This is a genomic window from Pseudogemmatithrix spongiicola (assembly GCF_030623445.1).
Taxonomy (GTDB): Bacteria; Gemmatimonadota; Gemmatimonadetes; order Gemmatimonadales; family Gemmatimonadaceae; genus Pseudogemmatithrix; species Pseudogemmatithrix spongiicola.
Genome location: NZ_CP130613.1, coordinates 2136373 through 2157473, shown reverse-complemented (window position 1 = coordinate 2157473; position 21101 = coordinate 2136373). Strand labels below are relative to the sequence as shown.

Genomic DNA, 21101 nt, shown 5'->3' with positions numbered 1-21101 from the left:
AGTACCGAGTGGGATCCTCTCCCCGCCACAGTAGCTCAGGGGTAGAGCACTCGATTCGTAATCGAGCGGTCGTGGGTTCAATTCCCACCTGTGGCTCTCCAGCAGTATTCACGTCGCGGCCCCCGGCTTCCCGCCGGGGGCCGCATGTGCATGCGGACGGGGTGCGACCGCGCGCCGGCGTCCCGCGCCCGGTGGCACCACAGGGCGCTCGCGGGGTAACTTCTGCGCGGTGCGGACGTCCCATGGGATGTCCCCGTGCTCACCACCTCGAGAGGACCGTCATGCGTCACGCCCCGCTCGCGCTGCTGCTCGTCACTGCCGCCTGTGCTTCCGGTCCTGGCGGCTCCGATCCCGCGCCGGTTCCGTCCACGGCCCCGACCATCCAGACCGAGCGTGTCGTGACGTCGTCGGGCGGCGGCGGTCTCGCCATCACGTCGGCCAATCTCGACAACAACATCCGCCTCCTCTCGACCGGCACCGTTGCCCAGGTGTGGTCGGTGCTGCCCAGCGTGTACGAGGATCTCGGCATCCCGCTCACGGTCAACGACGCCAATCGCAAGGTGATTGGCAACGAGGGCTGGCGTACGCGTCGCCAGATCGGGCGCGTGCCGATGCAACGCTACCTCGAGTGCGGCCGCTCGGGTACGATCGAAAACGCCGAGACCTACCAGATGAACATCACCATCGTCACGACGGTGACGGCGAATCCCGGCGGCGGCTCCGTGGTCGGCACGATCATCTCGGCGGTCGGACGCAATCCCATCACGTCGAGCACGCAGGACGTTCGCTGCTCGTCGACCGGCGACCTCGAGATCCGCATCCGCGACATGGTGCAGCAGCGCGTCGCGGCGATGGTGCAGCAGCCCTAGTCGGCGCCGCGCGCTCGGCCCTAGCTGCGCGCGCGGGGCGCGCGCAGCACGGCCCAGCCGCTGAGTCCCGCCACCAACAGCAACCCGAGCGCCAGCGGGAGGCCCGCGCGCAGCGGCCCGCTGTTGCGCTCCCCGACGTAGCGGCGCATGTACGACATCGCCCAGGTCTCGAAGGCCTCCCCGGTCACGGCCTCGTACGCCTGCGCCGGCGGAAGGGCGCTCTGCCACCAGCGTGCGAAGCGCTCGGCGCCCATGGATGCCCGGAGGGTCGCCGTGACGTCGCCCGGGTAGTCACGCAGCTCGAACGGATACGCCGACGAGAGCCGCGGTTCTTGCGCGACCGGGAGGCTGACGCGGCGCCTGGTGTCGTTCACAGGATTCAGCAGCGCGATGTGGCAGGCGTCGCCGCGCCCCGCGGCGCAGGCCAGCGGCGCGGCAGCCTCGAGCATCATGCCGCCGCTGAGCCGGCTGACGCCGCCCCAGGCAACCTGCCGTTGGGTCGGGGCCTCGCGGTCCCAGGATGCGGAGCTGTCACCCGCCGCGCTGATGGCGCGCGTCTCGTCCAGCCACGCGGCGATGCCGGGCCCGGGCATCCCGTGGCGTGCATACAGGCCGCAGACGCCGAGGCGGCGGTCCCCCGTGCGCGGGGCGAAGGTCTGGCTGCGCGATTCGCGGATGCGGATCATGACGATGCAGGGCTCGCCTAGGCGCGCCGGTCGCAGGTACCAGCCCGAGTACGAGCTGAAGCTCGCGTTGCTGTCGGCGACGAGGAGCACGCGCAGCGGGACCTTCGGTGTGCCGATCGCCTGGAGTTCGCGCTCGATCAGCTGCAAGAAGGCCGCGCGCGTGCCCGCGCTGATGGCTCCTCGCGTCTCGAGCACGAATGGCTGCGGCCCGCGGGTGACGGACGCGGCGATCGCGAGCGTCTGCGCGCGCGCCAGCGCCGCAGACCAGGCGCGCATGGTGTCGCCGCGGGCGAGCACCTGCGCGCGCGCTTCCGCCACCTCCGGGTGCTGCTGGGCGAAGACGGCGTCCGGCGTGCGCTCGCGCATGCGGGCCACGAGCACGGTCGCGACGACGATGCCGGTGACGACGGTGGCAGTGATCCAGCGGCGCATCAGCGAGGCCTCCGGCGGGTCGCGACGAGTCCGAACACCAGGATCCACGCGAGGCTGGTCAGACCCATGGCGGGCGATACGCGCGCGCGCGCCTCGCCGCCACTGGAGATCGCCGCCTGCCATTGCGTGATGAGTTGGTCGGGATCCAGGGATGCGGCCGAGGCGAGCACGGCGATCGGACTCGCGTCGGCGGGCGCGGCGTCCATCGCGGTCACGAGCTGCGGCCCCGCGCGTTCCATCACGAACATGAACAGCGTCGCGCGCACGCCCGCCGAGGCGGGCGGGAAGTTGCGCCGCGTGTCTTCCTCCGTGTACCACTCGTCGCGGCGCGCGGGGTCGAGGATGATGGTGCACTCCCGCACGTCGCCGCGCGCGCAGCGGCGCGAGCGCGTCGTGCCACGCAGGACGAGATCGCGCGAGGCGCCGTAGTACATCTCCGCGCGATCGCGCAGGAACAGCGAGCCGCCGAGCCAGCTGCCGAAGGCCGCATGCCGCGCGACGATCCGGTCCCCGACGCCGTTCTTGATGATGCGGACCACGGTTTCGCTCGACAGCGGGAATCGCAGCAGGCTCGCGGCGGACTCGGAGCGACGCGTCGCCGGGAGGAGGCTGACAAAGGGACGGCCCAGCGCGCCGGGACGCTTGAGGACCGTCAGCTGCCACCGAGTCTCGGCCAGCAGCGTGCGCGCGACGTCGCCGAGCTCGGCCTGCAGCTCGCGATCCGCCGTCGCGAATGCGGCGGCCAAGCGGCGACGCTCGGCTGCCGGGACATCCGCCGACGTGAAGCGCACGACGGCGCCCGAGAACACGAGGGAATCGTCCGGCCGCGACCGCAGGCGCGCTTCGGCCTGTGCCAGCTGCGCCCGCGCTTCGCCCGAGCGCAGCCGCAGCGCCGCGACGGAGTCCTCGATGGCCGCGATATCCTGCGCGCGTGCGTCGGGGGCCAGCGCGGCACCGAGCATCACCGCGATCGCGGCGAGTCGGCGCACCGGGCGGCGAAACATCAGCGACTCACACATCGATCAGCGTCCACGGCGCGACGAACAGCGAGAGCGGGCCCGGCCAGAGGAAGAGCAGCTCGGCGCCGCGCTCCAGCAGATCCCCTTGGCCGAGGAGCGTGGCCCCCAAGACAATCACGAGCACGCCGACCAGGATGCCCGCCGCGACGTGCGTCGCACGGCGGCCTGCGAGATACTGCAACGCAAACGAGATGGCGTAGGCCAGCAGCGACGCGAGGAAGAACCGGAACGCGAGTGCGCCCGGATACGCGCGCAGCAGCGGCGGCAGGTCAATGGTCGAGACCGTGGCCCAGGCGCCGATGTACAGCGCAACCGCGGGGATCACCAGCGTGATCGCGCCGATGAGGAAGCGCGTCCGCACCCACCACGACCACTCGACCGGCAGCGAGAGCGGGTACACGTGCCGCGTCTCGTGGTCGATGGTCCAGGGCAGCGCGGCGAGCACGAACGGGCCGAGCAGGGCGAGGAAGCCGAGCATCGGTCCCAGCAAGGCGAATCCATCGAGGACCTGCGTGATGGCGCGATCGGCGCCCGCGCTGCGCGTCAGGTAGCGGACCAGCGTGGGGAACACCAACGCCAGCGCCGCGATTCCGAACACCGCCAGCCGCGTCCAGCGCCACTGCATGCGGAACATCATCGCGAACATCAGCGGGCCTCCATGGTCGCGGCGCGGGCGCCGCTCAGCAGTTCGACAAAGCTCTCTTCCAGGTCCAGATCCTCCACCTCGCGCAACTCGGCGCCGGCGCGCGCGAACCACTCCCGCATCTCGGGCTGCCAGCCGCGCACCACCCAGGTGTCGACATGCGGTCCGCTCGCGCCCTTGGAGAGCAGCGTGCAGGGGAACGGCGCCGTACTCACGGCGTCGCCCGACACGCGCAGGCGCTTGATGCCCGAGCGGAACTCCTGCATCGGCAGCTCGGCCACGAGCCGACCGCCATCCATGACGCCGACCCAGTCGCAGATGCGCTCCTGCTCATGGACCAGGTGCGACGAGATGAGCACGGTCGCCTGCTTGGCCTCGACGAACTCGACCAGCGCGGAGAGCACGTCGCGGCGGATGACGGGATCCAAGCCATCGGTTGGCTCGTCGAGCACCAACAGCTCGGGCCGCTGCGCGAGTGCGAGCAGCATCATCAGCTTGCCGGCTTCGCCCTTCGACAGCGCGGCGATCCGCTGCGTCTCGCGCAAGGTGAAGCGCTTGCGCAGGCGCTCCGCCTCGGCGTGGTCGAAGGTCGGGAAGAAGGTCGCGTGAAAGCGGATGCTCTCTTCGACCGTGAGCCGCCCGTACAGATGCAGGCGTTCCGGCACGTAGCCGATGCGCGCGAGGGCCGCCGGCGCCTTGGCGGGCATGGCGTGGCCGAGCACCTCGATGCTGCCGCCGTGCGGAGGCTGCATGCCCAGCAGGCAGCGGATGGTGCTCGTCTTGCCCGAACCATTGGGCCCAAGGAATCCATAGATGGCGCCGGTGGGCACGCGCATCGAGAGGTCGCGGATGGCGAACTCGCGGCCGGCCTTCCAGTGCAGGTCGCGAATGCGGATGGCGTCGGTCACGCGTCCTCCGGGAGTTCCTTGTCGAGCGCGACGCGGACGTCGCGCGGGGTCAGGCCGAGGCGCGTAGCCTCGGCGAGCATCTCACGCACGAGGCGGCGTGCGGCGGCACTGCGTTCGCGGGTCTTCGTCTCGGCGCCGATCGGCGCGATGAAGGTGCCGGCACCCTGCCGCAGCTCGACGATCGCTTCGCGTTCGAGGGCGCGGTACGCTTGGACGATGGTGGCCGGATTCACGCGCAGCTCGGCGGCCAGCGCGCGGACTGAGGGCAGGGCATCGCCCTCCTTCAGGTCCCCGGCGGCGATGGCCACGCGGACGCGATCGGCGATCTGCGCGTAGATCGGGACGGGGCTGCGGGGGTCGATGCGGGAGAACATGGTCTGGTGTATTGGTGTGCCAATACACTAGGCGTGCGGGCGGAGGCTGTCAAGACACGGCTGGGAGAGGGGAGACGGCGGTACGGGCGGGGGGTGGGATACGGGAATGGGGGAGATGGGGGGCAGACGTCTCACGTTCGTCTCACGTCGTCCCCCCATCTCCCCCATTGGCCTCTCTCCATCTCCGCCCCTACCGCCGTCTCACCTCTTCCACTTTCGGAGTTCCGCCCGAAAGTCCGGATGCGCAATCGAGATCAGCAAGTCCGCGCGCTCCCGCAGCGACCGCCCATGCAAGTTCACCGCGCCGAACTCCGTGACGACCCAGTGCACATGGCCTCGCGTGGTGACCACGCCCGCGCCCTCATCCAGCACGGGCGCGATGCGCGAGACAGTGCCTTTCGCCGCGGTGCTCGGCAGCGCGATGATCGGCTTGCCGCCCGCGGAGCGCGCGGCGCCGCGGATGAAGTCCATCTGGCCACCGATGCCGGAATAGATGCGCGTGCCGATGGAGTCGGCGCAGACCTGGCCCGTGAGGTCCACCTGCAACGCGGAGTTGATGGCCACGACCTTCGGGTTGCGCCCGATCCGGCCGGTGTCGTTGGTGTAGTCGCAGCCTTCGAACTGCACGGCCGAGTTGTCGTGGACGAAGTCGAAGACCTTCTGCGACCCGAGCACGAACGACGTCACGATGCGCCCGCGCGCGAAGGACTTCTGGTCGTTCGTGATCGCGCCGGTGTGGTAGAGGTCCACGAGACGGTCGGAGAACATCTCCGTGTGCACGCCGAGGTTGCGCCGGGTGCCGAGGCGCGCGAGCACGGCATCGGGAATCGCGCCGATGCCCATCTGCAGCGTGGAGCCGTCCTCGATGAGATCGGCCACCAACTCGCCGATGCGCGCGATCTCCGGCGTCTCGGCGGCAGGCGCGTGCTCGGGCAGCGGGCGATCCGTCGTGGTGAAGGCGGTGAGCCTGGTGAGCGCGACGGCCGTGTTGCCGTGCGTGCGCGGCATCTTGGCATTGATCTCGGCGAGCACCAGCGCGGCGCTGTCGACGGCGGCGCGCGCGGCGTCCACGGCGGTGCCCAGCGAACAGCGGCCGTGGCGATCCGGCGCGGAGAGCTGCACCAGCACGGCGTCGAGCTTCACGATGCCGCTGGTGAAGAGCCCCGGGACGTCCGAGAGGAAGATCGGGACATAGTCGGCGCGCCCCGCATTCACCGGCTCTCGCTGCGAGGGTCCGGTGAACAGCGAGACACCGCGGATGCGGCCGGCCATCTCGGGCGCCATCCACGGCGCGGGGCCGTCCGTGTGCAGGTGGTACAGCGTGACGTTCTCGAGGTCGCTGCGGCGGCAGAGCGCCTGCAGCAGCGGATGTGGCGTCGCGGCGGAGCCGTGGACGAACACGTGCATGCCCGAGCGGATGTGCTTGACGACTTCGTCGGGCGAGCCCGCCGCCTGGGCCCAAGTGGGGGGGAGCGTCATGCCGGGAAGTCTAACGTTTGCAAGCACTTGCGTCACGCGGCTTGATGGCGCCCCTGCCGCACGGTATGTTCCCTCTCATGCGGGCGTAGCTCAGTTGGTAGAGCGCCAGCTTCCCAAGCTGGATGTCGTGGGTTCGAACCCCATCGCCCGCTCTGGCAGGTCCTGATAGGGTCCCTCTGGCCGGTGGCCGCAGGGACCTTCTCATTTCCCACTTTATGAGTCTGGTCGTCGCGGCGGTCGTCGCTGCATTGATCCTGGTCAACGCCCTCTACGTGGCCGCCGAGTTCTCGGCGGTAAGCGTGCGGCGGAGCCGCTTGCAGCAGATGGCGGAGGAGGGCGATCGACTCGCCGCGCGCATGCTCGCCGTGCTCAACGACGGCGTCGCGCTTGACCGCTACATCGCCGCGTGCCAGGTCGGCATCACGATCTCGTCGCTGGTGCTCGGCGCCTACGCGCAGGCCACGCTCGCCGTGGATCTCGCGCCGATGTTCGCGCGCCTCGGAGACCTGCAGGAGGCCACGGCCGAGAGCGTCGCGGCGGCCGTTGTCCTCGTCTTGCTCACCGTCCTGCAGATGGTCATCGGCGAGCTCGTGCCGAAGTCGCTGGCGCTGCAGTTCCCGACAAAGGTCTCGCGCCTGACGGTGCTGCCGCTGCTGCTGTCGCTCAAGCTGATGCGCTGGCCCATCTCGCTGCTGAACGGCAGCGGTGCGGCGATCCTCCGTGCCTTGCGCATGCCGACGCACGGGCACGCGCACATCCACTCGCCGACGGAGATCGAGTACCTGATCGCCGAGAGCCGCGAGGGCGGGCAGTTGGATCCCCAGGAGTCGCAGCGCCTGCGCGAGGCCCTGCGCCTCGGCATGCGCACCGTGGGCGAGCTGATGGTGCCGCGGACGCGTGTCGTCGGCATCGCGGACGACACGACCTGGCCCGAGGTGGTCGAGGTGCTGCGGCGCACGCCCTTCTCGCGCCTGCCGGTCTACGAAGAGACGCTGGATCATGTCGTCGGCGTCCTGCACGTGCGCGACGTGGTGCGGCGCTTGATCGACGGCGCCGAGCCGCCGGCCTCGCTGCGCGACGTGATCACGCCGGTGCTCGTGGTGCCGGAGACGATGGCCGTCGATCGCCTGCTCGAGCGCCTGCGCGCCGAGCGGAAGGCGCTGGCGATCGTCGCCGACGAGTTCGGCGGCACGGCGGGCCTCATCACCGTCGGCGACCTCCTCGACGAACTACTCGGCGAGACCGGCGACGAGTTCAAGCCGAAGGAGAACGCGCCGCAGCGCCTCGCCGACGGGCGTGTGCGTCTGCCAGGCGCGCTGCGGCTGGACGAAGCCACGCCGTGGGTCGGGGTGCATTGGGAAGCGGACGCGTACACGGTGGGTGGACTCGTGATGGAGCGTCTCGGACGCCTCCCGGTGGCCGGGGACGCGCTCGAGGTCGACGGCGTGCGCATCGAAGTCGAGGCGCTGCGCGGTCGCGCCGTGGAGTGGCTGGTCGTCACGCCGAAGCGCGCGGAGGCCCGCGATGCTTGAGGCACTCGCCGCTGCCATCGCCCCGACGCTGATCGTCACGGCGCTGGTGCTGGCCAACGGTCTCTTCGTTGCGGCCGAGTTCGCGATCGTCGGCGCGCCGCGCGCGACCATCGACCGGCTCGCCAATGGCGGCAACCGCGCCGCGCGCCTCGTCCGGCGCATCGTCGAGGATGCGCGCGAGGTGGACCGGTTCATCGCCACGGCCCAGCTCGGCATCACACTGGCCTCGCTGGGGCTCGGCATGTACGGCGAGCACCTGCTGGCCGAGTGGCTCTCGGTGAAGTTCGAGGCGCTGGGGGCGAGCCGCTGGATCGCCGCGCATACGCTGGGGAGCATCGGCGCCATCGCGGTGCTCACCTACATACACATCGTCGTCGGCGAGATGGTGCCGAAGAGCATCGCCTTGGCGAAGGCCGATCGCGCCGTGCTGTGGATCGCGCCGCTGATGCGGGGCTTCCAGCTGGTGCTGTTCCCCTTCGTGGTGGTGCTCAATGGCATCGGCAACGCGACGCTGGCGCTGTTCGGCGTCCGCCGGCAGGAGATGAGCGCCGAGTCGGTGCGGACGCCGGACGAGCTGGCGTACATCGTGCGCGAGAGCTCGGCGGGCGGCCTGCTCAAGAAACAGAGCGCCACCGTCGTGCAGGAGCTGCTGGAGTTCGGCGACCTCACGGCGGGGCAGGTCATGGTGCCGCGTGTGCGCGTGGTCGGGGTCGACGTGGCCGATCAGGCGCCGGAGGTCGCAAAGCTGCTGCGCGATGCGCCGCACTCGCGGTATCCGGTGATCGACGGCGATCTCGATCACATCATGGGGATGGTGCACGTGAAGGACCTGCTCGGCGGCCTCGCCCCGGGGCAAACCGTGCGCAGTCTCTCGGCGCGCCCCGTCCCCTTCGTGCCCGAGACGATGACCGCCGACCAAGTGCTCGCGACGATGCGCCAGCAGCGCTCGCAGCTGGTGGTCGTGATGGACGAGCACGGCGGCACCGCGGGCATCATCACGCTCGAGGACCTGATCGAGGAAGTCGTCGGTGAGCTCACCGAGGACGCCTCGGCGCCGGCGGAGATCCGGCCGCGCGAACAGGGACGCTTCGTGGTCGCGGGCACGGTGCGCGTGCTCGATGCCGGCGCGGCGATCGGCGCGGTGGTCGAGCATCCCGACGTGGAGTCGGTGAGCGGGCTCGTGCTGGCGCTGCTCGGCCGCCCCGCGAAGGTCGGCGACGTGGTGGAATACGAGGAGATGCGCATCGAGGTGCTGACGCTGCGCGGGCGCGGCGTGCGCGAGGCGTTGGTGGAGCGGCGCGCCGGGCGCTGACTCAGCAGCTGCGCAGCACTACCAGATGCGCGTGATGCCGTAGGCGTCGAAGAGCGATTCGGTTGAGACCAGCGCGAGGCGTTCGCCGCGGGCCTGTGCGATCAGCATGCGGTCGAAGGGATCCCGATGCTCGCCCGGAAGCTCACCCGCGACCTGTGCCTGCTCAACCGTGATGGGCAGCGCGGAGAATCCTTGCGCGCGAATCACGCGGGCGAAGTCCACGGCCAAGGGGCCCGCACCGGGCAACTTGCCGATGCGGTGCTTGGTCGCCACTTCCCAAGCGGACGCAGCGCTGACGAAGATCTCGTGGCGCTCGTCCGAGATGGTGCGCTTGGCGCGCGGCGAGAGCGCGGCATCGCCGGCCAGCCACCAGAGCAACGCGTGCGTGTCCAGCAAGACGCGCACGCGTCAGCTCTCCCACGCATCGAGTTCCGAGGCCGGCAGCGGGTCGAAGAACGCCGGCGTGACCTGGACCGAGCCCGCGAGGGCGCCGAAGCTGCGGGTAGGCGCTGTGCCGATGCCCACGAGCCGCGCCACGGGGGTGCGGCCCCGCAGGATCACGACTTCCTCTCCGGCCTCTGCGGCTGCGACGAGCTTGGAGAGGGTGGTCTTTGCGACGTGCATGGTGACGGTCTTCATGAGAGGGGCTCCAGTTAGCTAATAACATAGCTAAGTGAGAGGCCCGTGGCAAGTGCCACAGGATACCCGCCCGCACGGGCGCGCGGGTATCCGGCGATTTCCCATGGTATCGCATCGTGGCTAGGCCGCGCGTTGCCGCGCCGTCAGCGTCTCCACCGCCTCGAACAGTTGGTCGAAGTGCTCGACCACGAAGAGCACGTCCTGGAAGTGGTCGATCTCGAACGGCTGGTTGATGACGGCCTCCACCGAGAACGGCCGGCGGTCCACCTTCGGGCCAAGGGCGTTCGCGGCGTCACCATGGGAGGAGATGAGGCCGCTGCCGTAGATGCGCACGTCGCCGCGCTCGCGGATGAGCCCGAACTCCACGGTGAACCAGAAGAGCCGCGCCATCTGCGTGGTCTCCTCCGGCGTGCGCACGGCGGCCGCGAGGGCACCGAAGCGCTGCAGGAAGTCCGCAAAGACGGGATCCGCGTGCAGCGGTACGTGACCGAACACGTCGTGGAAGATGTCCGGCTCGGGGAGGTAGTCGAGCTGCGCGCGCGGGCGCACGATCAGCGTGGTCGGGAAGCGCCGGCGCGAGAGGCAGCGGAAGAACTGCGCGGCGGGGATGAAGCCATCGACACCGACGGCGTTCCAGCCGGTGCTCGCGTCGAGGCGGCGGTTGACGTCGTTCAGGTCGGGCACACGATCGGGCGCAAGGCCGATGCGCGCCATGCCGTCGAGGAACACGCGGCTCGCCGTGTCCTGCAGCGTGGCCATGCGGCGCTCGAAGAGTATCTGCCAGACGGCATGTGCCTCATCGTCGTAGCGCGCGTATTGCTGGGCGCGGAACTCCGGCAGCTCGGCTTCGGTGGGCGTGACGGCATCATGCTGACCGGCGTGGTGGTGCGCGTGCGTGTGTGACATGGCGGTGTGCGGGTGCGGGTGGAAAACGAAAAGCGCCCCGTGGAGAATCCACGGGGCGCTGGGGAACTCGAGCTTCGGTGAGGCGCTGCTCTGTCGCTAGGCGCGCACGGCTCGGACTCCGCGTCCCGGGATTCGGGGCGCGTAGTAATAGGAGCGGGTCACGGAGCGGCAGGCCATACAGGAATCGTAGTGGGCGACGCGGGACTGTTCCAGTCCCGTCGGCGGGCCGGCCACACGCTTGGTGGCCGGCCCCGCCTGAGGGCGTCAGAAGTTCGGGTTCGCCAAGCGCTCGACGTTCGGAAGCGGCCAGCAGCGCTGGTTGCCGTACTGGCTCCCCTTCGGATACGCCGTTCCGGCCGCCGGGACCTGCGCGAGGTTCAGCCGATTCATGTCCCACCAACGCGTGCCCTGCAGGAAGAGCTCGCGGCTCCGCTCGCTTGCCAGCGTGGCGGAGTAGTTCGCTTGCTCGGCGGCATCGAGCGGCGGCAGGGCGACGCCCGGTCGCGCCCGGAGGGTGTTGAGGATCCCGACGCCAGTGCCGGGGCCCGCGACTTCGGCACGGATGAGGGCCATCTCGATGCCGGTCGCGATCGGCGTCGGCGCGGTGAGCGACGTGTACTTGGCCTGGACGAAGAACGTGTTGACTTGATCGGGCATCAAGGTGGGCGTTCCCGCGCTCACGGCGACCCGAGGATCCGGCGCGCCTTGGACCTGGAGGCCGCGGTACGCCGGGGCAATCGTGACCGCCCGGCCTTGGTTGTTCTGCGCGAAGATGCGGTTGTTACGAACGGCCGCGTTGGCGTCGGCCGTGGCGTTGTAGACGAAACTCTGCGGGACGTTGGCCGCGTCGGCCGCGGCGCCGGGACCATCGCCCCCGTTGAGGCGGGCGCGCGCCCGTCCGGCGTACGCGAGGTTGATCAGGGCCGCGTTGTTGGCCGCCTGCGCTGCGGCGAGCGCCACGGTGAACCGGGCTTCCGCCGAGTCGAAGGCGGCCGCCTGCGTGAGTGCCGGCCCGACGTTGATCACGCACTCACAGAAGGACTCGCCGAGCAGGAGGATGGCGTAGCCCGCCATCGCCGCGTTGCGCGCAATCATCAGCTGGCGGTTCGGCACCTGCGCGTCCGTCCATTCGGACAAGAGGCGCACCGCTTGGTCGTTGGTGTGCCGGGCTACGTTGAGCGGCGTATACACGCCGATTCCCACGCAGCTGCCCGAGGAGTAGAGGTCCTGGTTGGCGTCGACGTCGCGGCGGTCGTAGCTCCAGCGCGCCGCCGTCTGGCTGCCGTCGGCCAACTCGCCCGCGGCGAGGCCGGCAGCGACGATGTACCCCCCCAAGGCGCACTCGAAGTCCGCGACGGCCGAGGCCGAGATCAGTGCCGCGTTGGAGGGTTGGAGGAAGTTGTTCTCGGAGAGCCGGCTCGGAGACTCGACGGAGAGCAGGCGGTCGAAGGCATCGCAGGCCGACGTGCCAAGCACGAGGACGGCGACGCAAAGGGTCGCGCGGAAGTCGGTGCGCATCGGTGTCAGAAGTTGAGGTTGATGGTCACGACATAGCTGCGCAGTTGCGGGAGCACGTTCTGCTCCCACTGGCCGTAGGCGCCGCCGCGGGTGCCGCTGTTGAACGAGGCCTCGGGTTCGATGCCCGGGAAGTCCGTCCAGAGCGCGAGGTTGCGGCCGGCCACGGTGATGCTGGCCCTGGTGCTGCCGAACCGGCTGGCCAGCGGCGTGGGGATCGTGTACGTGACGGACAGCTCGCGGAAGCGCGTGAAGCTGGCGTCGTGGATCAGTTGGTACGTGTACGCCGTGCCGCCGCGGTGCGCCGCGATGAGCTCGGGCGCATAGCCGTCCTGCGGGTAGTAGTTGATGCGGCAGAGATTGAAGAGGCTGCAGCGCACGCGGTCGTTGCCGTCGAGCTTGCTGTAGCCGCCCCGGTAATCGAAGAACGCATTCACGCGCCAGTCGCGGAAGAGCGTGCTGCCGATGCTGAACGAGCCCTCGCGGGTCGGGACGGAGTTGCCGAGGAACACCGCGGGCGCGCTCGCGCAGGCGACTGAGCCGCCGGCGCCGTCGTCGCAGAGGACGTTGGACACGACGTTGGTCGCGGGGTCGTAATCGGCGCTCACGATCCGCCGATCGAACCAGGCGCCCGGGGCGTAGCCGACGCGGTGCTGCACATTGCTCGTGACCGCGACGATCTGCGTGTTGGCGCCGAGGCTCTTGATGTCGTAGCCCACCGTCGAGCCGCTGAGAGCGAGATCGAGCGCCACCCGCGGCGTGTTGAGCGGCTGGTAGCGGATGAGCCACTCCATGCCGCTGCGGTCGACGCGCCCGGCGTTGAAGAGCTGGCTCCCGGGGAAGCCCGCGGACGGCGGTGCGAGGCGCGAGAGGATCGCGTCGCGGGTGGTGCCGTTGAAGTACGTGAACTCCACGCCGAGGCGGTCGTCCAGCAGCGAGGCATCGAGGCCGAGCTCCGTCTCGAGGCTGCGCTCGGGGCCGAGGTCGGGGTTGCCCGCGTTGGCCGGCGTGAGGAAGCCGCCGGCGGCCGCATAAGTGCGCACGGCGTCGAAGGCGCCCGGCTGCTGGCCGCTGCCGCCAAAGGCCGCGCGGAGCCGCAACTCGCCCACCGCGTCCGGCAGCGGGACCCGCGGGTCCTCGCTGATGACGTAGGACGCACTGAGCTTCGGGTAGGTGACGATGTCGAAGTTGGTGCCGAAGGCCGAGTTGTCGTCGGCGCGCATCGCGCCGGTCAGGTAGAGCCGGTCGCGCCAGATGACCTGCTGCTGCACATAGCCGCCGACGGTGTTGTTCTCGAACACCTCGTCGCCCGAGATGTCGCGGATGGCCGCTGCGGCCAGCGAGGTCAGGCCCGCGGCCGGGAAGCCGGTCGCCGAGGCGGCCCGGAACAACGACCGCCGTCCGAAGAACTGGCCGCCGGCCGAGGTCACGGTGCGCCAGCGGTCGTTCCAGGTGAAGTCCGCGTTGGCGGCATAGTCCCAGGTCGAGACGACGACGTCGCGGGTGGAGACGGCCATCGACCCGTTGGTGGGCGCCGTCAAGCCGCTGAACGCCGCGTAGCGCGCACCGATCACGTCGTCGCGTGGCGAGAGCGCCTGGTTGTCTTCCATCAACCGGTCGACGCCGACGATGATGCGGTGGTTCAGCCACGCCAGCGGGCGATGCGCCAGCGTGATGCTACCGGTGAAGCGGTCGGCGTCCTGGAAGTTGTTGTAGGCGTCGTAGTACACATCCGGCGGACCCGAGCGGAACCCCAGTTGCGGGTTGCCGGGATTCCCCGCGCTATACAGGAATGCGGGGGAGGAGAAGTACGTGCCCCACGTCGCACCGCCGCCACCGGCTTCGTAGGGTAGGTACGTGCGGCCCGACGTGTAGTTGATGGACGTCGTGACGCTCACCTTGTCGTTCGGCACGGCCGAGAGGTTCAGCCGGAGATTGGAGCGGTTGAGGCGGTTGACCGGCTCCGCACCCTGGTTCTCCTCGTAGCCCACGCCGAGGTAGTAGCGCAGGGCGTCCGTCCCGCCACCGACGGAGAGCTGGAGGTCCTGCAGGGCGCCGACCTCGAAGATGTCGCGGCCGAAGTTGCGCTGCAGCGAGTCGTTGAGCTGTCGCGTCGAGATGGAGACGGTGTCGAGGCCGCCGCCGGCACGCGGCACCGTGCCGTAGTTGTCCGCGAAGCGTGTGCGCCAGTCCGGCACCCAGTTGCCGCCGCTACGCAGCGTGAGGTTCCACGTCGGGCGTCCGGCGCTGCCCTTCTTGGTGATGATCTGGATGACGCCGGCCGCCGCCTCGGTGCCGTAGAGCGTTGCCGCCGCGGGCCCCTTGATGACCTCGATGCTCTCGATGTCGTCGGGATTGAAGTCATTCCAGCGCGAGATCGATTGCGACCCGAACCCTTGCGTCGTGGGGCCGCTGGCCTGCGAGTTATCGACGCGCACCCCGTCCACGAAGATGAGCGGGTTGTTGGTGAGCGAGAGCGACGAGGCACCGCGGACGCGGATGCGCGAGCCCGTGCCGACTTGGCCCGAGCTCCCGACGACGCTGACCCCTGCGGCCCGCCCGTTGAGCAGCTCCTGGAACGAGCTGACCGGCTGCGTCGCGACGATCTCGGCGGCGTTCACCGTGGACACGGCGTTGCCGATGGCGCGGCGCTCGGCCACGCCTGCCGTGCCGGTGACGACCACGCCGCCCAACTCCACGGCGCGTTCCGTGAGGCCGATGCGAAGGTCCAGTTGGCCCACGTCGGCGCTCAGCGTGCGCGGCGCGAAACCAAGGCGTCGGACGGTGATTTCGACCGTTCCGCTCGTCGGGAGTCCAACGAGCCGGAACCGGCCGCTGGCGTCCGTGGCGACGGCAAGGTTGCGGGCCTGGACGAGCACCTGCGCTCCCGCGAGGGGACCACCGGTGCGTTCGCTGACTACGGTGCCGCTGATGACGCCACCCGTCTGCGCGCCGATCGGCACCGCGGCGGCGAGGGCGGACAAGAGCGCGAGCGTGGCAGGCCACCATGAACGAGGAATCGCTGCGACCATAGGATCTCTCCGTAAAGGTTGGGTCACATGAACGAGTCGCGGTCGCCATCGTATGACTTTGCGGGCAGCGCCGCAAGATGGGCCGGCTTGCGGGTGGATGGCGGGTGCCCGAGCTTGCGGCCATGCCGATCCCATGCCGGCCGCACCGACCCCTGAGGCCACGACGGACAGCCCCGTGGCTCATCCTGCTGGTTGCGTTGTCGGGCTGCCCGGGGCCTGCAGGGGCACCGGCTCCACGGCAGGACGCAGACCCCCTCGCCGCCTCCGTCGCGACCGCCGCAACCGTAGCGGGTGCACCTGAGATCTTTGCAGATCCCGCGCGCTACCGCGTGCAGGCGATCTGGACGCAGATCGATCGCGACGCGGCCGGTCGGCCGCGGTTCACCGAACACCGCTTCCGTGCCGGGGCCGAGTACCACTATCCGGCCTCCACGGTAAAGCTGCCCGTGGCGGTGCTTGCGCTGGAGAAGGTCAACGCGCTCGCCGCATCGGGCGTGCGGCGCGATTCCTGGATGGTCACGCATCCGCTGCTCGAGGGCGACACGCTCGTCGACCGCGACAGCACCGCCGCCAGCGGCCGGCCGAGCGTGGAGCACTATATCAAGCGGATCCTGTTGGTCAGCGACAACGCCTCGTTCAACCATCTCTTCGAATTCGTGGGGCGGGAGGCGATCAACGCCCGTCTGCACGCGCTCGGCTTCGCTGATGCCGAGATCATGCACCGGCTTGAACGGCCGCTGCCGCCGTCGGAGAACGCGCGCAGCAACGCGGTGGAGTTTCGCGATGCTACGGGCCGCGTGCTGCATCGGCAGCCCGCCGACACGGCGCCCGTGCACCATCCCACGCGTCGCGACCTGCTCGGCGTCGGCTTTCTCGCCGACGGTCGCCTCGTGAACGCGCCCTTCGACTTCAGCCTGCGCAACCGCTGGACGCTGGAGCACGCGCATCGCCTGACGCAGTGGCTGCTCTTCCCGGAGACGCAGCCCGCCGACCGTCGGTTGCGGCTCACGCGGGAGGACTATGCGTTCCTACGGCGATATATGGGCATGTGGCCCGCCGAGAGTGCGGATCCCGTGGTCGCACCGCCGGCCTGGCCCGCCTATGTGAAGTTCCTCGTGTACGGCAGCCGGCGCGACGCCGAGCCGGACGCGGGACTGCGCATCTATAACAAGGTTGGCAACGCGTACGGCTTTCTCACCGACGCGGCCTACGTCGTGGACTCGCTGTCCGGGGCGGAGTTCCTGCTGTCCGCGTCGATCTACGTGAACGCCGACGGCATCCTCAACGATGGGCGGTACGAATATGAGGAGGTGGGACTGCCGTTCCTTGCGGCGCTGGGGCGCGAGGTGCTGGCCGCCGAGCGTCGGCGACGCGCCCGGGTGGAATCCCAGCGCGGGACCGACTAGGTTTCCCGGTCTGTCCGCGCACGCGGCGGACGGGACGTAGCGCAGCCCGGTAGCGCACCTGAATGGGGTTCAGTACGACCGCGTGTTGGAAGCTGGGATGAGTGATTGGATAAGTGTTTGTGAGACAATGTGTTGTGCCAGCCGGAGCCCCTTGATTGGGGCTCTTTTCGTTTCTGGAGTTGTGCGAGTAGTGTGCGGGATGACCAGACCGCTACCCTGTCAGCCTCCCCCTCAGCTTCAGCCCTAGGCCATTTCGCTCCGTAAGCCGCTCGGTTGCGCTGTCGCGGACTCGTCCCGAGTCGTAGGTTGACCGAAGCGTCGAACTGCATCCAAACCCAGAGGCAATAGCCTCCGCCACGACACCAGAGCCCAGTAGTTGTCATGCGACTAGTTGCGAATGCCGGTAGCGATCGAGTCATCGACATCTTCAGCTCCGCATTGCAACCGGGACGGCGACTTGACCTGGTGACGTCGTCGCTCTCGCTCTTCGCCTTCGCGGAACTGAGAGCGCCGTTGTCCAGGCTCGGCCACAGCCGGCTCGTACTACCGAGGTCTGGCTCCGACCTGCTACTCCTGGGCTCAGAGCAGGATCGCGCAGCCCGGAATCGGCTTCAGCAGCGTTGGCTCGCCCGTTCTCTGGCCGAATGGCTAAGAACGACAGTTGAGGTGCGCCGAGCTAGGGGAGCCGTGCCTCAAGGCACCGCCGTGGTGCGTGATGCCTCCGGCGCGCCGCTCAACGTGGTGCTGGGCTCACTCTCCCTGAGCACGGATGGCCTCGGGCTCGCCCCTGGAAACTCGCTCAGCCTGATCCAAGCATCCGAGTCGGTCGGCGAAGCGGCAGCGTTGAGCGGCTGGTTTGACGTTCAGTGGAAAAGCTTGCTCGCTGACGAGAGCGCCAAGAGTGAGCTGCTGGCCGAGCTCGACGGTCTGGCTTCGCACAAGGATCCATCCCTCGTCTACAACCTGATTTTACATCACGTCTTCAAGGCGCGCGGAGACGACTTGGATGAGGAGCGGGTCGTCAAGTCGGCCACGGGGATCCGCGAGACGCAGGTGTGGAAGAAGCTCTACAAGTTCCAGCGAGACGGCGTGGTCGGTGCTATCGACAAGCTAGAGCGGTTCGGCGGCTGCATTATCGCAGACAGCGTGGGGCTCGGAAAGACTTTCGAAGCACTGGCCATCATCAAGTACCACGAGCTTCGGAATGATCGGGTGCTGGTGCTTTGCCCAAAGCGTCTGCGCGACAACTGGACGCTCTACAAGGCCAATGACCGTCGGAACGTGCTGGCGGGGGACCGGTTTAACTACGATGTCCTGAATCACACGGACTTGTCCCGTGACGGCGGGCTTTCCGGCGATATCGATCTCGCCCACGTGAACTGGGGCAATTACGATCTCGTTGTGATCGACGAGTCGCACAACTTCCGGAACAAGAAGACGCCTCAGGCCGGAGGCGAGACGCGCTATGACCGTCTCATGCGCAAGATCATCCGCGAAGGGGTGAAAACGCGGGTTCTGATGCTCTCGGCCACGCCAGTTAACAACCGCCTGGCTGACCTCAGGAATCAGATCGCATTCGCCACCGAGGGCGACGACACCGCACTGTTGGACCACGGCATCGGAAGCATTGATGCCACGACTCGCCTTGCGCAGCGGCAGTTCAACCGCTGGCTCGATCTGGACGAAGCCGAACGCACGCCCTCGCGTCTCATTGAGATGCTGGGATTCGACTACTTCACTTTGCTCGACCTCCTTACCATCGCTCGTTCTCGTCGCCACATCGAGAAGTACTACGGCACCAAGGAAACTGGCCGATTCCCAGAGCGCCTCAGGCCCATCAACATCAAGGCCGACGTGGATCGAGCAGGAGAATTCCCGGCAATCGCGGCCATCAATCTCGAGATTCGCCGGCTGAACCTCGCCTCATACGCCCCCCTACGTTACGTGCTGCCGCACAAGCAGGAGGCCTACGATCGCAAGTACAGCACTCAGGTGAAGGGGGGAACGGGCTTCTTCCGCCAGGTTGACCGCGAGGAAAGCCTCATACACTTGCTGCGGGTCAATGTCTTGAAACGGATGGAGAGCGCGGTGCCGTCATTCGCGCTCACCGTGGAGCGCCAGCTCCGCGACGTAGAGGCGACGATCGCGCGCATCGAGGCGCAGGCCGACGACTTGGAAGAGATAGAGATGTCCGCTGATGACCTCGACCTTGAGGATCCAGCGTTCGAGAGCCTGGTCGTTGGGCGCAAGGTCAAGGTGTTGCTCAGGGACGTGGACGTGGTGCGCTGGAGGCAGGACTTGATCGAGGACCGTAACCGGCTTGCGAGCTTAGTCTCCGCGGCGCGGGAGGTCGATGCCGGCCGAGACGCCAAGCTGGCGGCACTGCGCGAGGTGATCGAGCACAAGTGTCGCCAGCCAATCAATCCCGGCAACCGCAAGGTCATCGTCTTCACCGCGTTCGCCGACACTGCCCGCTACCTGTACGAACAGCTCGCTCCCTGGGCCAAGAAGTCCCTGGGAATACACGCCGCGCTGGTCACAGGCGCGGGCGGAAACCAGACCACGCTGCCCGGTCTGCGCAGGGATCTTGCGTCGATCTTGACTTCCTTTGCGCCGCGTTCGAAAGAGCGGCCAGAGGAACTGGCGGATGAGGGTGACGTCGACTTGCTCATCGCCACGGATTGCATTTCTGAAGGTCAGAACCTTCAGGACTGCGACTGGCTGATCAACTACGACATTCACTGGAACCCGGTCCGGATCATCCAGCGCTTTGGTCGGATTGACCGCCTGGGGTCACCCAATGCCAGCATCCAGCTCGTGAACTTCTGGCCCAACATGGAGCTCGAGGAGTATATCGGCCTCGAGCAGAAGGTGAGTGGCCGTATGGTGCTCCTCGACATTTCGGCCACGGGGGAGGAGAACCTGATCGAGCAGCAGTCAGGTAATCCGATGAACGACCTCGAGTATCGTCGCAAGCAGTTGCTGAAGCTGCAGGATGCGGTCATCGACCTCGAGGACCTGTCCACCGGTGTATCGATTGCGGATCTGACGCTGACCGACTTCCGCATTGACTTGGCGGAGTACCTGCGAGCCCGTCCTGGTGTGCTCGAAACTCTGCCGCTCGGGACGATGGCCGCTGTTGTCACCGCGGACGATGCTATCCCGCCGGGCGTTGTGTACTGCATACGAGCCGAGGGTGAGGCCGCCGCCCGGTCCTTCGAGCCGGGCTACCCGCTGGCACCGCACTACCTCGTGCACGTCGGCGACGACGGCACCGTGTTGCTGCCGTTTACGCAGGCAAAGCAGATTCTGGATCGGCTCAAGCGCATGTGTGTGGGCCGGGATCTGCCCGACGCCGCTGCCTGCGCCAGCTTCGACGTGGCCACCAAGCGCGGTGAGGATATGAATCGTGTCAGGCGGCTCCTTGGTGCGGCGGTAACCTCTGTCGTCGGAAAGACCGAGGAACGTGCTGTCGCCAGCCTCTTTACCCCGGGCGGTACCCACGCGCTCGAGGGCGAGTTTGCCGGGATTGACGACTTTGAGGTAGTGGCGTTCCTTGCGATCCTGTCAGATAACGCCTCGTGACGGTTGCCGATACGATTGCCGCGCTGGACCTGCCACCAAGCGCGCGGGTGGGCCGCCGTGTGCCCAAGACCCTTCTGGTGGAGCACGGTGCGCCGACGGCTGCTGACCGGCGTCGGATTATTGAAGGTGTTGAGGAGGTGCACTGGGTGGCCACCCTGAAGCCGGGTACGGTCGGCGTGCCAGCGTTCCGCGACGACGTGCGTGAGTACCTGGAGATCGCGGTGCTTATCGCTTCGCTTCGGGTTGGCGCCAGGGCCGGCCGTCTCGTCGAACTGCTTCATCGCGCGATACCATATCCGGTCTTGCTTCTTTCGGACGACGGCGGGAGTCGTGCGCTTTCACTGGCCCACAAGCGATGGTCGATGGGGCAGGAGCGATCAACGGTGCTCGATGGCGAGGTGGTGGCGGCGCACGTAGCGACGACGGAGCAGGCGGACGTGCTTTCAGAGTTTCGGAATGCGCTGTCTCTGGCACGGCAGCCGCGCTCCGACCTGTATGAACTGTATCAGGGCTGGATGGACACCCTGATTGCACTGCTTGCCGCTCAGGTGTCAGGGCGGTTTGCTATCTTGTCCGAGGCTGGAGAACGCTGCGCAAGGCGAGAGGCGCTTCGGGCGCACGAGCGGTATAGTGCCGAAGTCGCTCGGCTGCGCGCGGCTGCCGCGAAGGAACGGCAGGTGCCCCGGCAAGTGGAACTGAATCTCGAACTTAAGCGCGTCGAGGCCGAGCTGGCTGCGGCGCTGGCAAGGCTCTGAGGAATGAGG

Annotated in this window: 17 protein-coding genes and 2 tRNA genes; 8 read left to right on the top strand and 11 right to left on the bottom strand. The window is 68.3% G+C overall.

The annotated features are described in order from the left end of the window. Positions 1-24: 24 nt before the first annotated feature. Positions 25-96 (top strand) — tRNA-Thr (locus Strain318_RS09880). A 185-nt stretch (positions 97-281) separates the two neighbouring features. After that, a complete protein-coding gene (locus Strain318_RS09875; RefSeq protein ID WP_367885542.1) occupies positions 282-869 on the top strand; it encodes a hypothetical protein in 588 nt (195 codons plus the stop codon). A 20-nt stretch (positions 870-889) separates the two neighbouring features. On the opposite strand, the gene Strain318_RS09870 is transcribed toward Strain318_RS09875, so the two are convergent. The 6 genes from Strain318_RS09870 to Strain318_RS09845 all read right to left on the bottom strand — a co-directional run bounded on the left by Strain318_RS09870 (position 890) and on the right by Strain318_RS09845 (position 6410). Next, positions 890-1987: a hypothetical protein gene (locus tag Strain318_RS09870; RefSeq protein ID WP_367885541.1), complete on the bottom strand. Its 1098-nt coding sequence runs from the start codon at positions 1985-1987 to the stop codon at positions 890-892. Then, positions 1987-2991, bottom strand: coding sequence for a hypothetical protein (locus tag Strain318_RS09865; RefSeq protein ID WP_367885540.1), 1005 nt, complete (start codon positions 2989-2991; stop codon positions 1987-1989). Before Strain318_RS09865 ends, Strain318_RS09870 begins: the two co-directional genes overlap by 1 nt. A 7-nt stretch (positions 2992-2998) precedes the next feature. Next, positions 2999-3652, bottom strand: coding sequence for a hypothetical protein (locus Strain318_RS09860; protein ID WP_367885539.1), 654 nt, complete (start codon positions 3650-3652; stop codon positions 2999-3001). Continuing rightward, positions 3652-4557, bottom strand: coding sequence for an ABC transporter ATP-binding protein (locus Strain318_RS09855; RefSeq protein WP_367885538.1), 906 nt, complete (start codon positions 4555-4557; stop codon positions 3652-3654). Before Strain318_RS09855 ends, Strain318_RS09860 begins: the two co-directional genes overlap by 1 nt. Then, positions 4554-4931: a GntR family transcriptional regulator gene (locus tag Strain318_RS09850; RefSeq protein WP_367885537.1), complete on the bottom strand. Its 378-nt coding sequence runs from the start codon at positions 4929-4931 to the stop codon at positions 4554-4556. Before Strain318_RS09850 ends, Strain318_RS09855 begins: the two co-directional genes overlap by 4 nt. A 201-nt stretch (positions 4932-5132) precedes the next feature. Beyond that, the gene (locus Strain318_RS09845) at positions 5133-6410 is read right to left on the bottom strand and encodes an acetyl-CoA hydrolase/transferase family protein (RefSeq protein WP_367885536.1); all 1278 of its coding nucleotides are present in this window, start codon (positions 6408-6410) and stop codon (positions 5133-5135) included. 79 nt (positions 6411-6489) lie between these two features. Between Strain318_RS09845 and Strain318_RS09840 the strand changes: the two genes are divergently transcribed. The 3 genes from Strain318_RS09840 to Strain318_RS09830 all read left to right on the top strand — a co-directional run bounded on the left by Strain318_RS09840 (position 6490) and on the right by Strain318_RS09830 (position 9254). Beyond that, positions 6490-6562: transfer RNA gene (locus Strain318_RS09840), tRNA-Gly, on the top strand. 63 nt (positions 6563-6625) lie between these two features. Continuing rightward, a complete protein-coding gene (locus Strain318_RS09835; RefSeq protein WP_367885535.1) occupies positions 6626-7942 on the top strand; it encodes a hemolysin family protein in 1317 nt (438 codons plus the stop codon). Continuing rightward, on the top strand, positions 7935-9254 hold the full coding sequence (locus Strain318_RS09830) for a hemolysin family protein (protein WP_367885534.1): 1320 nt from the start codon (positions 7935-7937) through the stop codon (positions 9252-9254). Before Strain318_RS09835 ends, Strain318_RS09830 begins: the two co-directional genes overlap by 8 nt. Positions 9255-9272: 18 nt before the next feature. Here the strand turns inward: Strain318_RS09830 and Strain318_RS09825 are convergent, their stop codons facing one another. The 5 genes from Strain318_RS09825 to Strain318_RS09805 all read right to left on the bottom strand — a co-directional run bounded on the left by Strain318_RS09825 (position 9273) and on the right by Strain318_RS09805 (position 15298). Further along, on the bottom strand, positions 9273-9659 hold the full coding sequence (locus tag Strain318_RS09825; RefSeq protein WP_367885533.1) for a type II toxin-antitoxin system VapC family toxin: 387 nt from the start codon (positions 9657-9659) through the stop codon (positions 9273-9275). A 3-nt stretch (positions 9660-9662) separates the two neighbouring features. Further along, a complete protein-coding gene (locus Strain318_RS09820) occupies positions 9663-9893 on the bottom strand; it encodes a type II toxin-antitoxin system Phd/YefM family antitoxin (protein WP_367885532.1) in 231 nt (76 codons plus the stop codon). A gap of 120 nt (positions 9894-10013) precedes the next feature. After that, positions 10014-10799 carry a phenylalanine 4-monooxygenase gene (locus Strain318_RS09815; protein ID WP_367885531.1) on the bottom strand — a complete coding sequence of 262 codons (786 nt, stop codon included), beginning with the start codon at positions 10797-10799 and terminating at the stop codon, positions 10014-10016. 264 nt (positions 10800-11063) lie between these two features. Beyond that, positions 11064-12317, bottom strand: coding sequence for a RagB/SusD family nutrient uptake outer membrane protein (locus Strain318_RS09810; RefSeq protein WP_367885530.1), 1254 nt, complete (start codon positions 12315-12317; stop codon positions 11064-11066). A gap of 5 nt (positions 12318-12322) precedes the next feature. Further along, a complete protein-coding gene (locus tag Strain318_RS09805) occupies positions 12323-15298 on the bottom strand; it encodes a SusC/RagA family TonB-linked outer membrane protein (RefSeq protein ID WP_367885529.1) in 2976 nt (991 codons plus the stop codon). Between the two features lie 377 nt (positions 15299-15675). Between Strain318_RS09805 and Strain318_RS09800 the strand changes: the two genes are divergently transcribed. From Strain318_RS09800 to Strain318_RS09790, 3 genes are all read left to right on the top strand, one after another. Then, positions 15676-16752, top strand: coding sequence for a serine hydrolase (locus Strain318_RS09800; protein ID WP_367885528.1), 1077 nt, complete (start codon positions 15676-15678; stop codon positions 16750-16752). A gap of 381 nt (positions 16753-17133) precedes the next feature. Then, positions 17134-20337 carry a helicase-related protein gene (locus Strain318_RS09795; protein WP_367885527.1) on the top strand — a complete coding sequence of 1068 codons (3204 nt, stop codon included), beginning with the start codon at positions 17134-17136 and terminating at the stop codon, positions 20335-20337. Next, positions 20334-21092, top strand: coding sequence for a DUF4391 domain-containing protein (locus Strain318_RS09790; RefSeq protein ID WP_367885526.1), 759 nt, complete (start codon positions 20334-20336; stop codon positions 21090-21092). The genes Strain318_RS09795 and Strain318_RS09790 overlap by 4 nt, the downstream gene beginning before the upstream one ends. Positions 21093-21101 lie beyond the last annotated feature (9 nt).